The organism is Curtobacterium sp. PhB190 (genome assembly GCF_004365385.1).
GTDB lineage: Bacteria > Actinomycetota > Actinomycetes > Actinomycetales > Microbacteriaceae > Curtobacterium.
Genome location: NZ_SODN01000008.1, coordinates 90,225 through 103,096, shown reverse-complemented (window position 1 = coordinate 103,096; position 12,872 = coordinate 90,225). Strand labels below are relative to the sequence as shown.

The 12,872-nt window shown below is 70.7% G+C and carries 14 protein-coding genes and 1 pseudogene; 3 read left to right on the top strand and 12 right to left on the bottom strand.

Going from position 1 to position 12,872, the window contains the following annotated elements; genetic code table 11:
* Positions 1–71: 71 nt before the first annotated feature.
* From EDF47_RS14460 to EDF47_RS14445, 4 genes are all read right to left on the bottom strand, one after another.
* The gene (locus EDF47_RS14460; protein WP_133937527.1) at positions 72–1,514 is read right to left on the bottom strand and encodes a hypothetical protein; all 1,443 of its coding nucleotides are present in this window, start codon (positions 1,512–1,514) and stop codon (positions 72–74) included.
* A complete protein-coding gene (locus tag EDF47_RS14455; RefSeq protein WP_133937529.1) occupies positions 1,504–2,340 on the bottom strand; it encodes a TIGR03943 family protein in 837 nt (278 codons plus the stop codon). Before EDF47_RS14455 ends, EDF47_RS14460 begins: the two co-directional genes overlap by 11 nt.
* Positions 2,327–3,346 carry a permease gene (locus EDF47_RS14450; protein WP_133937531.1) on the bottom strand — a complete coding sequence of 340 codons (1,020 nt, stop codon included), beginning with the start codon at positions 3,344–3,346 and terminating at the stop codon, positions 2,327–2,329. The genes EDF47_RS14455 and EDF47_RS14450 overlap by 14 nt, the downstream gene beginning before the upstream one ends.
* 234 nt (positions 3,347–3,580) lie before the next feature.
* The gene (locus EDF47_RS14445; RefSeq protein ID WP_165932435.1) at positions 3,581–4,159 is read right to left on the bottom strand and encodes a TetR family transcriptional regulator C-terminal domain-containing protein; all 579 of its coding nucleotides are present in this window, start codon (positions 4,157–4,159) and stop codon (positions 3,581–3,583) included.
* Positions 4,160–4,255: 96 nt separating this feature from the next.
* Between EDF47_RS14445 and EDF47_RS14440 the strand changes: the two genes are divergently transcribed.
* Both EDF47_RS14440 and EDF47_RS14435 read left to right on the top strand, forming a co-directional pair.
* A complete protein-coding gene (locus EDF47_RS14440) occupies positions 4,256–4,570 on the top strand; it encodes a multidrug efflux SMR transporter (RefSeq protein WP_123293830.1) in 315 nt (104 codons plus the stop codon).
* Position 4,571: 1 nt separating this feature from the next.
* Positions 4,572–4,943 carry a multidrug efflux SMR transporter gene (locus tag EDF47_RS14435; RefSeq protein WP_131881334.1) on the top strand — a complete coding sequence of 124 codons (372 nt, stop codon included), beginning with the start codon at positions 4,572–4,574 and terminating at the stop codon, positions 4,941–4,943.
* A gap of 231 nt (positions 4,944–5,174) precedes the next feature.
* Here the strand turns inward: EDF47_RS14435 and EDF47_RS14430 are convergent.
* Positions 5,175–6,319: pseudogene (locus EDF47_RS14430) on the bottom strand (CE1758 family FMN-dependent luciferase-like monooxygenase).
* 85 nt (positions 6,320–6,404) lie between these two features.
* Positions 6,405–7,304: a phosphatase PAP2 family protein gene (locus EDF47_RS14425; RefSeq protein ID WP_123937365.1), complete on the bottom strand. Its 900-nt coding sequence runs from the start codon at positions 7,302–7,304 to the stop codon at positions 6,405–6,407.
* A 238-nt stretch (positions 7,305–7,542) separates the two neighbouring features.
* On the opposite strand from EDF47_RS14425, the gene EDF47_RS19900 reads away from it, so the two are divergent.
* Positions 7,543–7,992 (top strand): DUF4383 domain-containing protein, encoded by a 450-nt coding sequence (locus EDF47_RS19900; RefSeq protein ID WP_165901145.1) that lies wholly within the window; start codon positions 7,543–7,545, stop codon positions 7,990–7,992.
* A 63-nt stretch (positions 7,993–8,055) separates the two neighbouring features.
* Here EDF47_RS19900 and EDF47_RS14415 read toward each other — a convergent pair whose 3' ends face one another.
* From EDF47_RS14415 to rpmB, 6 genes are all read right to left on the bottom strand, one after another.
* Positions 8,056–9,387, bottom strand: a complete 1,332-nt coding sequence (locus EDF47_RS14415; protein WP_123937364.1) for an AAA family ATPase — start codon at positions 9,385–9,387, stop codon at positions 8,056–8,058.
* Positions 9,384–11,321: a cytochrome c oxidase assembly protein gene (locus tag EDF47_RS14410; RefSeq protein ID WP_133937535.1), complete on the bottom strand. Its 1,938-nt coding sequence runs from the start codon at positions 11,319–11,321 to the stop codon at positions 9,384–9,386. Before EDF47_RS14410 ends, EDF47_RS14415 begins: the two co-directional genes overlap by 4 nt.
* Before the next feature lie 208 nt (positions 11,322–11,529).
* Positions 11,530–11,817, bottom strand: coding sequence for an HU family DNA-binding protein (locus tag EDF47_RS14405; RefSeq protein ID WP_111085379.1), 288 nt, complete (start codon positions 11,815–11,817; stop codon positions 11,530–11,532).
* A gap of 278 nt (positions 11,818–12,095) precedes the next feature.
* Positions 12,096–12,401, bottom strand: coding sequence for a 30S ribosomal protein S14 (rpsN, locus tag EDF47_RS14400; RefSeq protein WP_111085378.1), 306 nt, complete (start codon positions 12,399–12,401; stop codon positions 12,096–12,098).
* A gap of 2 nt (positions 12,402–12,403) precedes the next feature.
* Entirely contained in the window at positions 12,404–12,574 is a 171-nt protein-coding gene (gene rpmG / locus EDF47_RS14395; RefSeq protein ID WP_017886456.1) for a 50S ribosomal protein L33, read from the bottom strand.
* Positions 12,574–12,810 (bottom strand): 50S ribosomal protein L28, encoded by a 237-nt coding sequence (gene rpmB / locus EDF47_RS14390; RefSeq protein WP_111085377.1) that lies wholly within the window; start codon positions 12,808–12,810, stop codon positions 12,574–12,576. Before rpmB ends, rpmG begins: the two co-directional genes overlap by 1 nt.
* Positions 12,811–12,872 lie beyond the last annotated feature (62 nt).

Here is a 12,872-nt window from a genome sequence, read left to right as displayed (position 1 = left end):
CACTTGCGAGACGGGAGGCCCGTTGCCAGCCGGCAACGGGCCTCCCGTCTGTCCGCCTGTCCGTCGGGCCGTCAGCCGACCTCGTCGCCGGACGGCAGCGCGCCGCACCAGTCGACGGAACCCGCGTCGATGCTCGCCTCGAGCGCACCGGAGGTCGCGTCGACGATGCTCACCAGCTCGTCGGTCGCCGACTTCGTCGCAACCGCGACGAACTGACCGTTCGGAGACGGGCAGACCGCCGTGACGCTCGCGTCGTCGGGGATGGTCACCGGCAGCCGGGAGGCCCGCCCACCGTCCACGCGCACGATCCGTGCCGAGACGGTCCCGTCCGACCGCACGTCCCCCAGCACGCGCAGGTACGTGTCGTCCGTCAGCGGGGCGATCCTGCCGAGCACCGCCGCGTCGGTGCTCGCGGCCGGCGCCCGCAGCGCCGTCTTCGCGCCGTCGGTCAGGTCGAGGCGCTCGATGCCCGTGCCGGTCTCGACGACGGCCGTGGTGCCCGAGCCGACGAAGCCATGCAGGTACGTGGCGCTGCCGAGCCGGACGGGGTCGGCGCGGCCGCTCATGTCGACGAGCACCAGGTCGTCGCTTCCCGTCCGCACCAGGGCGCTCTCGGTCCGGGGCACGTAGGCCCACTGCCCGACCGTCATCGGCACGGCGCCCGTCTGCGGCTTCCCGTCCTCGGCGATCGCGGTGGGCAGGTGCGTGCCCGTCATGTCGACCACGTACAGACCGGTGTTCCGCGACTGCCCGGTGGACGTGTCGGCGTACTCGAACCCGAACGAGGCCGCGTCGTCGGCGACGTGCAGCGCGGTGACCCGACCGTGCGAGGACGGCAGGGTGAGGTGCTCGACGGGGGCGTCCGGGTCCTGCACCCCGCCGGACAGCGCGACCACGTCGACCGAGGAGCTCGCGTCGCTGCCGCTGACCACCACCAGGGACCGTCCGAGCCGGGCGTACTCCGAGATGTCCGTGCCCTGGTACACCGTCGTCGCACCGCCGGCGTCGAGGGAGCGGCGCACGATGCGGTCCTTCGCACCGTCGGCTCCCGGCACGAGGGCGAGGACGTCGGTACTGCCGGTGCGGATCGCGGCGGTCAGGTCCGCGGTGGCACGCTGCCCCGGAGCCCGGACGTTCGCGACCGTCACCGTGTAGTCGCGGTCGTAGGCCAGGGGTCCGGCGAACTCGACCGCGATCGTGTTGCCGCTCGAGGTCACGGTGTGCGCGGCCGCGGGGCTGACCCGGACGTCGGCGGCGGACACCTGCTGCAGCGCCTGGTTCGCCGTCAGGATCACCCGCTGCGCCGGGCGCGACACCAGACCGGTGGCGTCGTACGACACGTCGCGCAGGCGCGGCCCCTGCTGCGACCCGGCGACGGCGGCGAGCGCGGCGACGACCGCCAGGACGAGCACGACGGCGAGGTACCGGCGGTGGAACCGGCGCGTGACCGGGCGGCGGTCGGTGCGCTCAGTACTCGTGCCCGTCTCAGTACTCGTGCCCATCTCAGTACTCATACGGGTCCTTCGGCTGCGCGATCTCGGTGACCTTCGCGGCCTTGATGACGATGCGGGCGTCGGCGGACTGGTCCGGGTTCGCCGCGAGTGCGCCGGTCACCGTGACCCACTGCCCCTCGTCGGGCTCCGCCTCGGTACGGTCGCCGCCCTCGGTCACCACGCCGAGGCCGACTGGCTGGGCGTCCACGGCGCAGCAGCTGATCACGAACCGGGTCAGGGTGAACGAGCCGTCCTGGCCGGGCACGACGAAGCCGGACAGCCGTACCTGCTTGCCGACCAGGGCCGTGGTGTCGGTGGTCTGCCGGATCAGCGCCGCCCAGTCCTTGACGCCGTACTCCGAGGTGTCGACGCCCTCGCTGCCGAGCAGGGAGACGGCCGCCTCGGAGCCCGTCGCGTTCGACAGGGTCGCCGAGTCCACGCTCCGCTGCTGCGCGGTGCGGGCGGACAGCGTCGTCGGGGGCAGGACCAGCATCGACACGGTGACCCCGACCGTGACGATCGCGGCCGCTCCGCCGAGGGCAAGGCGGACGGCGCGACCACGGCCGGGCCCGCGCCGCCCGTGGTCGTGGTCCGGCTCGTGCTCGTGCTCGTCCGCGTCGTCACCGTGCGTGTGGCCGTGGCCGCGTGCGATGACCACCAGGCCCGCAATCGAGGCGGGTACCGCGACGGCGGCGAGCACGATCGTGAACACCGAGTACCGCGGGTTGATGTACAGGTCGAGGTGGCCCACCAGCGCGAGCCAGAGCGTGCACAGGGCGACCGCCAGCACGGACCCGAGCCCGAGGTAGGCCGGAGCATTGCTGCTGCGTGCGTCAGACGAGGACATTCATCACCAATCCCACGGTGCCGGCGAACAGCACGCACACGACGGCGAGCAGCACCAGGAACCGGACCCGGAACGTCGTGCGGAGCAGGGCGATCATCTTCACGTCGATGATCGGCCCGATGATCAGGAAGGCCGTGATCGACCCGGGCAGGAACGTCGAGGCGAACGACAGCGCGAAGAACGCGTCGACGTTCGAGCAGAGCGACACCGTCATGGCGAGCAGCATCATCGCCGCGACGGACAGCACCGGGTTCGAGCCGATCGCGACGAGCGTGGAACGGGGCACCGCGACCTGGATCGCCGCAGCCAGGCCGGCGCCGACGAACAGGGCCGGCATCATCGTCGCGGTCTCGCCGCCGAACTGCGCGGCGCTCTCCCGCCAGCGGTTCCGGCTCCGTGGTGCGCCGATCGCAGCGCGGCAGCGGGCCTCGAACGCGGGCAGCAGCAGGTCGGCCGGACGGCGGTGTGCGGCGACGATCCAGCCGACCAGGTTCGCGATCACGAAGCCGCCGACGATCCGGACCGGCAGGATCCAGCCGGACCAGCCGAACGCCTGCGCGGTGCTGATGATCACGAGCGGGTTGAGGATGGGGGCGGCGACCAGGAACGTGACGGCCTCGGCAGGGGTGAACCCGCGCATCATCAGGCCGCGGGCGAGCGGCACGTTCCCGCACTCGCACACCGGGAACAGCATGCCGATCAGCGAGATCACGGCGCGGCGGCCGAAGGCGTTCTGCGGCAGGACCTTCTCGAGCGCACCGACCGGCACCCACACCTCGACGACGATCGACAGCACGATGCCGAGCACCACGAACGGCAGCGACTCGACCACCACGCTGATCGCCAGGGTCAGGAAGTCCTGCACGACGTCCGGCAGGCCGGCGGTCCCGATGCTCGGGGACAGCAGCCGGATCCCCAGGAGCACGACGACGGCGAGCAGCACGAGGCCCGGGCCCGTCAGGGAACGGGAGCGGGAGCGCTGCTGCGGCGGCGTGGTCGTCGTCACCCGGAAAGGATAGGCGACGCGTGCTGCGTGGCGGTCCGCGCGCGGCCGCCTGCGCACCGTGCGAGTTCGTTCACCCCGTGCAGGGTTGCTCGCTCGGTGCAGGCCTGGAGCGCCGCACGGAGCCACCAACGACGCACGGGTTCGCGGACCCGGCACCGTGCACGTGCTCAACCGCCAGCCACAACGCCGCACCGGCCCGCGAACCCGGCACCGTGCAAGCGCACCGTGCCGCAGTCAGCCCCGGGCGATGCCCGCCACGTGCCGGTCGAGCGTGTCGATCGCCCACGAGGCGTCACCCCCGGGATCGACCCGCACGATGTGCATCGCGAGCCCGTCCACCAGGGCGTGCAGCCGCCGGGTCTCGTAGGGCACGTCGGCGTCCGGCACCCCGAGCGCCCGCAGGAGCCGCCCGCACCACTCCCGCATCTCGTCGACGACCCGGTCGTGGAACGGCCGCAGCTCGGTGTCGGTCAGCGCCGCCGTGCCGAGGCCCAGGTAGACGTCGAGCTCGATGCGTCGCTCCTCGTCGAGGGGCAGGAGCTCGAGCAGGACCGCGTGCGCGTACGCCGTGCCCCGCAGGTCCGCGGGCACGGCGTCGATCCGGGCCGCGGTCGCGTCGAACACGAGCTCGAGCGCGTGCGACCGGACGCTCGCCTGGGTCGGGAAGGTGTAGCGGACGGTGCTCGGCGGCAGCCCGGCCTCCGCCGCGACGTTCCGGACGCTCAGCGCCCCGAGTCCGTCGCGGGCGAGCACCCGGCACGCCGCTTCGGACACGGTGCGGCGCCGCTGCTCGACGTCCATGCTCCTGGCCACGACGCCATACTCGCACAGTCGTACGAACTCGTGCTACCGTCGAGGTCGTTATCGCACAGTCGTGCGACTATGCGACCGAACGAAGGGAACATCGTCATGGCATGGGTCATCCTCGTGCTGAGCGGCGTGCTCGAGGCCGTCTGGGCCACCGCACTGAGCGCCTCGAACGGCTTCAAGAAGGTCGTGCCGACGATCGTGTTCATCGCCGGCATGGCGCTGAGCATGGTCGGGCTCGCGTTCGCGATGAAGTCGATCCCGGTGGGCACCGCCTACGCCGTCTGGGTCGGCATCGGCGCCTCGCTGACGGTCGTCGTGTCGATCCTGCGCCGGCAGGAAGCCGCGTCGCTCGCACGCCTCGGCCTCGTGTTCGGCCTGGTCGCCTGCGTCGTCGGCCTCAAGGTGGTGAGCTGAGGTGGCCTGGATCGCCCTGTTCCTCAGCGCCACGCTCGAGACCGTGTGGGCGACCGCCCTCGGCGAGAGCGACGGCTTCACCCGACCCGGCCCGACGCTCGTGTTCGCGATCACGATCGTGGTCAGCCTGGGCGCGTTCGGCTACGTCCTCAAGCACATCCCGATCAGCACCGCGTACGCCGTGTGGACCGGCACCGGAGCGGCGCTCACGGTGCTGTGGGGCATGGCCACCGGCGCCGAGCCCGTCACCCTGCTGCGCGTGCTGTTCATCGCCGGGATCGTCGGCTGCGTCGTCGGCCTGAAGCTCGTGCCGGCCCGTCCGGTCACCGAGCCCGCCGCCCCGCTCGCGAAAGCGACAGATCTCCGCCGATGATCGGCGGGCAACTGTCGCTTTCGCGAAGGTGACGGCAGTGCCATCCGCAGGACTGTCGCTTTCGCGACTCGCGCCGTGGACGTGCGCCGGGGCGGACGGGAGGCGCGGTGCCAGCCGGCGCCGTGCCTCCCGTCCGCCTGTGGTCGCGCCCACCCCGCATGGTGAGCAGAAAAGGTCGGGTCACCTCGCGGGACTCGACCATTCCTGCTCACGAACCGAGCGCTGGGAGCGTCAGACGGAGGCGCCCGTCCACTCGTCCTCGGCGGCGACGTGGTCGCTGCCGACCGTGCCGGCGGCGAGCGCCGCGGCGGCGCGTTCCGTGTGGCTCGGCGGGTTCGACGGCACGTCGGACGGACGGCCCTCGTCGTTCAGCTTGCGGAGCTCGGGGACGATGTCCGTGGCCAGGATGTCGATCTGCTCGAGCACGGTCTTGAGCGGCAGCCCGGCGTGGTCGACCAGGAACAGCTGGCGCTGGTAGTGGCCGACGTGGTCCTTCATGGCCGCGTACCGGTCGATGACCTGCTGCGGCGAACCGACCGTGAGCGGGGTCTGGGCGGCGAAGTCCTCCATCGAGGGGCCGTGGCCGTAGACCGGGGCGTTGTCGAAGTAGGGCCGGAACTCGTTGACCGCGTCCTGCGAGTTCTTCCGGGCGAAGAACTGCCCGCCCAGACCGACGATGGCCTGGTCCGCGCGGCCGTGGCCGTAGTGCTCGAAGCGCTGGCGGTACAGCCCGACCATCTGCTCGGTGTGCTGGATCGGCCAGAAGATGTTGTTGTGGAAGAAGCCGTCACCGTAGTACGCGGCCTGCTCCGCGATCTCGGGCGTGCGGATCGAGCCGTGCCAGACGAACGGGGGCACGCCGTCGAGGGGGCGCGGCGTCGAGGTGAAGCCCTGCAGTGGCGTGCGGAACTTGCCCTGCCAGTTGACGACGTCGTTCTCCCAGAGCTGGCGGACGAGCGCGTAGTTCTCGATGGCCAGGTTGACGCCCTGGCGGATGTCCTGCCCGAACCACGGGTAGACCGGGCCGGTGTTGCCGCGACCCATCATGAGGTCCATGCGGCCGTCGGAGATCACCTGGAGCATCGCGTACTCCTCGGCGATGCGCACCGGGTCGTTCGTGGTGATGAGCGTGGTGCTCGTCGAGAGCGTGATGTCCTTCGTCTTCGCCGCGAGGTAGGCCAGCAACGTGGTCGGCGACGAGGCGACGAACGGTGGGTTGTGGTGCTCGCCGGTGGCGAAGACGTCGAGTCCGGCCTGGTCGGCGTGCTGCGCGATCGTGAGGATGTCGCGGACGCGCTGGGTGTCGTCCGGCGTGGTGCCGGTCGTGGGGTCGGTCGTCACGTCACGTCACTGACCGTGAAGATGCCGAACTGCATGATGCGCCGCCTTTCGCGATATCGATGCGTTTGCATCGACTTGCTTGGTACAACGTAGCGTACGCCGGTGCATTCCCACCAGGCGTCAGCGAGCTGCGGACAGTGCTGCGGGGTCGGTCCGGGCCGCGTGGTGCATGCCGTCGAGGAACCACACCGCGGTCACCACCGCCAGGACGCTCGCGCTCGAGGCCAGTCGTCCGGCCATCAGGATCGCGGCGTGGTCGTGAGCGCCGTCCCCCGTCAGGCCGACGACGAGCGCGGCGACGCCGACGGCCAGCGTGACCCCGGTGGCGACGAGCAGGACGACGCTGACCACCCGGCGCGGTCCCCGACGGCCGTCCCGGTCACCTCGGAGTCCCCGGTCGACCCTCGGCCCGAACGCCCGGACGACGCCGAGCCAGAACATCGCGATCGCGCACGCCCCGATGATGTCGCTCACCCGGTGCCAGCCGTAGACGACCGTCTGGTTGGCGACGAAGACCGCGTAGGCGGCACCGAGCAGGGTGACGATCGGCCGGAAGCGACGGGGCGTGACCATCAGGACGGCGAACAGCGCGGCCAGCGCGATGGTCGCGTGCCCCGAGGGGAACGAGTTCGGCGTCGTCGACTGGGCGATCTCCGGGCGCTCGGCGATACGCTTGACGAGCGTCGAGGTGGCCGCCGACGCGAGCACCACTGCACCCGCGCCGAGCCCCACCGAGAGCCGTCGCCTGGCGAACGCCACCGCGACGATCACGACAACGAGCAACAGGATCACCGGCACCGAGATGACGTTGAGCGCAGTGTCCGAGCTGAACAGGTCGGACTCACGGACCCCGCCGAGGGCGGCGTCCTCCATGCGCTGCCCCACCGGCGTCAGCACCGCGGCCGCGTAGACGGAAGGCACGATCACGAACCCCAGAGCCGCCAGCACACCCCACCGCAACCGCCGCGAGACGCTCGGTCCACGCGACTCCGGTGCATTGCGCTCGGGTGTCAAGGTCACCGGGCTGGTCCTCCTCGGAGTGGTCGTCGTCGGTCTCGTCGCACGCCTGGTGACGGCGCTGCGATTCGGACGGTCGGGGTCGGACACGATACCGTTGACTCACCGGCCGGAGGCTGGGAACCGCGCGGCCGTCACCCGCGGATCCCGCGCTGTGCCGCTCAGTGCCGCGCCGCTCAGTCCGGCGGGCACCGCCGGACTGACGCACGTCGCGTCGGCAGTGTACGAGGAGGAGACCGAAGTGGCCATCAAGGAACCGGGCATCACCGCCTCACCGAACCGCGGGCTCGCGCTCACGGTCGGTGGCGTCCTCGCACTCTGGGGCATCCTGGGCTTCTTCTTCGCCGCCGACGGCGACCCCGGCTTCTTCAGCCGCCAGGGCGGGATGCTCTGGAACGCCTTCGGGGTGAACCCGCCGCTCGCCCTCATCTGGGTGCTGCTCGCCGCGGTCCTGCTCATCACCGGGCTCGGCACCACCATCGGTTCGCGGAACGGCAACCTGGTCGTCGGCGCCGTGCTCGTGGTGCTGGCCGTGTACGGCTTCGTCTTCGTGAACACCTCGGCGAACATCTTCGCGCTGAACACCACCGACAACGTGTTCCACGCGATCGTCGGGGTCATCCTGCTGCTGACGGCGCTCGGTGCCGACAAGGAGAACCTCCGCGCGCTGCGTGCGGCGGCTCGCGCCTGACGCACCGACACGCTCCCCGACGCCCGTCTGCCGCTCCGGCAGGCGGGCGTCGTCGTGTGTGCGTCAGGCGTCGTCGCCGGAGTCGGGATCCGGCGCAGGCTCCGGCTTCCGGGCTTCGAGTGCCGTCGCGACGATGCGTGGCGCCTCGGACATGAAGCGTCGGACATCCGTGTCGACGATGATGTCCTGCGGCCGCAGCGGCCGGGTCAGGTACAGCCCCTCGAGCGACGTCAGGCGTGACAGCGCGACGTACGTCTGTCCGGCGCTGAACACCCGGTTGCCCAGGTCGACCACCGCGCGGTCGTAGGTGCTGCCCTGGGACTTGTGGATCGTCACCGCCCAGGCGAGTCGCAACGGGAACTGCTGGAACTCACCGACGGTGTCCTTCTTGAGTTCCTTCTTGTCGGCGTCGTAGGAGTACTTGAACTTCTCCCACACCGACGGCTGGACCTCGAAGGACTCTCCGTCGACGTCGACCCAGACCGTGTCACGGATCGCCGTGACGATGCCGAGCGTCCCGTTCACCCATCGCTGGTCGGCGTCGTTGCGCAGGAACATCACGTGCGCGCCGGGCTTGAGCTCGAGGGCTTCGTCGGCCGGGAAGTTCCGCCCGCCGAAGTCGCCGTTGACGTCGGCCTTCGCGGTCTTCACCTTGCCGGGCAACCGTTCGAGCGCCGCCTTGTTGATGCGCGCGACGGTGTCGTTCCGGGTGGCGAGGGTGATGGCGTCGTCGGGCGAGGGCCGTGCGCCCGCGGTGTTCAGCTGGTCGGCGATCTCGGCGGTCACCCGGCCGTGCCGCACCGCCGTGAGCATGGCGGCGAAGGCGTCGTCGCGCTGGCGGTGCACGGTGGCGAGCTCGATGATGTTCAGCTTCGCCTCGAGCCACACCTTGGCGTCGAAGAACCACATCGACCGGTAGTGGTCGGTGAAGTAGGCGCGTTCGTCGGCACCGCCCGGGACCGGCGGCAACTGGTACGGGTCGCCGAACATGACCACCTGCACTCCGCCGAACGCCTCGAACTGCCGCCCGCGGGCCTTGCGCAGCGAGCGGTCCATCCCGTCGAGCAGGTCGGCGTTCACCATCGAGACCTCGTCGATGACCAGGGTGTCGATGGTGTTCAGGAGCTTGCGGGTGTCCGGTCCCTGGCGCAGCTCGGCATCGGCGATGAGCCCGATCGGCAGGCGGAACAACGAGTGGATCGTCTGGCCACCGACGTTCAGGGCCGCGACCCCGGTCGGTGCGCAGATCACGACCTGCTTCTCGGTGTTCCACGACAGGTGGTTGAGCAGGGTCGACTTGCCCGTGCCGGCACGACCGGTGATGAAGACGTGGTCACGGGTGTGCTCGATGTACTCGAAGACGGCCCGCTGCTCGTCGCTGAGCTCGACGCTCATCGTGCGTCCTGCTCGAGGGTCTGCGCGTCCGCTCCGAGCGTGCGCGCCGCCGATCCAGCGCGCCGCAGCTGCACGAGCACCACCACGACGACCGCCACCAGGAGCAGCACCCCGGCGACCACGAGCACGAGCCCACCGCGGGCCTGGTCGACGAGCGGATCGGGGCCCCACGTCCGCCCCATCGCCCCGAACCACGACGCCTGCAGCAGTCCGAGCGGCCCGCGCATCGCGACGCCGAGCGACACCGCTCCGGCGGCGACGACCGCGGCCCCGACGATCCGGACGATCGCTGCTGCGCGGGTCGGGTACTGCTGGCCGGCCGCGACCGGTGTGAAGAGCGTCGGCATCGCCAGGAGCCCGACGAGCAGGAAGCCCACGTCGATGACCGTGCGCCCCGTGGAGTCGCTCACCGACCACCGGACGGCATCGGTGGCGGAGTACGCCCACCACACCGCTGCGGCGAGCAGGAACGCCGGGAAGGGCTGCACCAGGTAGCGGACCGCGGCGTTGTCGACCAGCACACCGGTCCACTCGCGCACCCCGGTGCTGTCGTCGTCGCGCGGGTGCACCGCGGCCCGGATGAGCACGACGGGAGCCGCCGCCCACACCAGCGCCGGCACCACCAGGCCGAGCAGCACGTGCGCGCCGACGTTCGCCGACACCAGGAACCGGTCGTACTGGTGCAGCGAACCGGACGTCGCGACCACGAGCGAGATGATCGCGAGGGCCGCCGCCACCGAACGGCGCACCGGCCAGTGGACCCCGGCGCGGCGCAGGCGCACGACACCGGCCGCGTAGGTCGCAGCGAGCAGCACGGCGGCCATCAGCCAGAACAGGTCGATGTTCCACTGCGTCAGCCAGCCCCAGGCCCCGGGCGCGTGCGGCAGCAGGTCGTCGGTGAGCAGCTCGGCGGGGCTCGGGTCGGCCGTCTTGCTCAGCGCGATCTGGTCGACCGGCGTGGCCGTGCGTCCGAGCGCCGCGGCGAAGCCCGATGCGACGCCCATCACGGCGAGCTCGACCACGATCAGGGTCCAGAACGGGCGGTGCCGTGCCGGCGCCTCGGTCAGGGAGCGGATCGCACGCTGACGCTGCACGGCACCGAGGACTCCGATGACGACGATCGCGCCGATCTTGACCAGCACGAGGGTGCCGTACGGCGTGAACAGGTTCGACAGGGCACCCACGCGGATCTGTGCCGAGGCGACACCCGACACCGCCACGAGCACGAAGCACCCGAGCGCGATGCTCGAGTACCGCGCGACGACCACGGCCAGGCGGTCACCGGGCAGCACGCCGCGCAGGAGCACGAGCATGGTCAGGCCACCGACCCAGAGCGCGGCGCCGACCAGGTGCAGTCCGAGGGCGGTCACGGCGGCGTCGTGGCTCGCGGTGCCGGCGGCGTGGCCCTGCTGCGCGAGCGGGATGAGGCCGATCATCGAGACACCGGCGGTCAGGGCGACCATGCCCCGGGAACGGACGGCGAAGCAGAGCACCGTGACGGCAGCGGCGACGAGCACCGTCACGAGCCAGGCGAGCCCGAGGTCCGTGCCGGTGAGGAACACGCCCATCGACTGGCCGAACTGCTCATCGATGCTGATCTTCGAGCCGGCGACGCTCAGGAACGTGAAGAAGGTGGTGACCGCGGACGACACCGTCCAGAGCCCGCTGGCGGCGGCCGCGACGTCGATGGCGCGGTTCCACTCCGGGCCGGAGCGCGAGAGTCCGACGGTGGCCAACGCGAGGCCGCCGATCGTCGCAGCGGCAGACAGGTCCACGACCAACCGGGAGATCGGCAGACCGAAACGGACCAGGGCACCGGGGTCGGCGATCAGCGCTGCGTTCGCACCACCGCCGATGACGAGTGCCGTGAGCAGCGCCACGAACCCGACGAGCAGGAGCACGGCGGGACCGGCGATGCGCGCGATCCGATTCACCCGTCAAGCCTAGGCGGTGCCCACCCGGCCACCGAACCGGCCGGGCCGACCTGTGGGAACCGGCACGGGCCTCCCGGTCGACGCAGCGCGACGAACGCGACCCGACACGACGAACGCGACCCGACGAACGCGACCCGACGCACCGAACGCACCCTGGAAACGACGAAAGGGACGGCCGAAGCCGTCCCTCCCGATGCGCGGAACAGTCTTACTTGACCGCAGCCTTGAGCTTCGAGCCGGCGCTGACCTTGACCGAGTCGCTCGCGGCGATCTCGATGGCCTCACCCGTCTGCGGGTTGCGGCCGGTGCGGGCGGCGCGGTGCGTCTTCTCGAAGGCGATCCAACCGGGGATCGTGACCTTCGTGCCGTCCGCGACGGACGACGAGACGACGCTGAAGAGCGCGTCGACGACGCCGTTGACGGTGGCCTGGCTCTGGCCGGACTCGGCGGCGACGGCAGCGACGAGCTCGGTGCGGTTCAGTGACTTGTCAGCCATGGATGTCCTCCTCGGACTTCTTGCAGTATCGGTCGGACGGACGTGCCGTCCGGCGCCCGGAGCGGTTGCCCCGTGCCACGGTGCCAGTGGGCCGAGGGCCCGGCGGAACCGGAGTTGAACCTACCAGCCACATCGGACGTTTTCAGCCGACTCGCCCGGATTTCCGGGCTTGTCGCGGGTCCAACGGGGCAGATGTGACCCCTGAGGCGCCCTTGTACCCCGGACACAGCGAACGCCCCGCCACCAGGAGGTGACGGGGCGTCGGGTACTGCGAGTGCTTACCAGGAGCTCTTCGTGATGCCGGGGAGCTCTCCACGGTGGGCCATGTCGCGGAAGCGGACACGGCTGATGCCGAACTCACCCAGGTGGCCACGGGGGCGGCCGTCGATCGCGTCGCGGTTGCGGTAGCGGATCGGGGATGCGTCGCGGGGCAGCTTCTGCAGGCCGACGCGAGCGGCCTCACGCGACTCGTCGGAGCCGTTCGGGTCCACGAGGGCCTTCTTCAGCTCGAGACGACGCTCGGCGTAGCGCGCGATGATGACGGCACGCTGGTTGTTCTTCGCGATCTTGCTCTTCTTCGCCATGCTTAGCGCTCCTCACGGAAGTCGACGTGCTTGCGGATCACCGGGTCGTACTTCTTCAGCACGAGACGGTCGGGGTTGTTCCGACGGTTCTTCTTGGTCACGTACGTGAACCCGGTGCCCGCCGTCGAGCGGAGCTTGATGATCGGACGGATGTCCTGACCCTTTTTCGCCATCAGATCTTCTCCCCACGGGCGAGGACGTCCTTGACGACGGACTCGATGCCCCGCGCGTCGATGACCTTGATGCCCTTAGCGCTGACGTTGAGCGTCACGTTGCGACGCAGCGACGGCACGTAGTACGTCTTCTTCTGCACGTTCGGGTCGAAGCGGCGCTTCGTCCGGCGGTGCGAGTGCGAGATGTTGTGACCGAAGCCGGGAACGGCGCCGGTCACCTGGCACACTGCTGCCATGGTTTCCTCCTGAGGTACCGTGCGACCGGACGGCCGCACCCAAGTTCACTTGCCTGGTGCGC

Excerpts from the sequence above, each read along its gene's own strand:
- EDF47_RS14460 (WP_133937527.1), bottom strand. The coding sequence starts at position 1,514 with ATGAGTACTGAGATGGGCACGAGTACTGAGACGGGCACGAGTACTGAG.
- EDF47_RS14455 (WP_133937529.1), bottom strand. The coding sequence starts at position 2,340 with ATGTCCTCGTCTGACGCACGCAGCAGCAATGCTCCGGCCTACCTCGGG.
- EDF47_RS14440 (WP_123293830.1), top strand. The coding sequence starts at position 4,256 with ATGGCATGGGTCATCCTCGTGCTGAGCGGCGTGCTCGAGGCCGTCTGG.
- EDF47_RS14415 (WP_123937364.1), bottom strand. The coding sequence starts at position 9,387 with ATGAGCGTCGAGCTCAGCGACGAGCAGCGGGCCGTCTTCGAGTACATC.
- EDF47_RS14405 (WP_111085379.1), bottom strand. The coding sequence starts at position 11,817 with ATGGCTGACAAGTCACTGAACCGCACCGAGCTCGTCGCTGCCGTCGCC.
- rpsN (WP_111085378.1), bottom strand. The coding sequence starts at position 12,401 with ATGGCGAAGAAGAGCAAGATCGCGAAGAACAACCAGCGTGCCGTCATC.
- rpmG (WP_017886456.1), bottom strand. The coding sequence starts at position 12,574 with ATGGCGAAAAAGGGTCAGGACATCCGTCCGATCATCAAGCTCCGCTCG.
- rpmB (WP_111085377.1), bottom strand. The coding sequence starts at position 12,810 with ATGGCAGCAGTGTGCCAGGTGACCGGCGCCGTTCCCGGCTTCGGTCAC.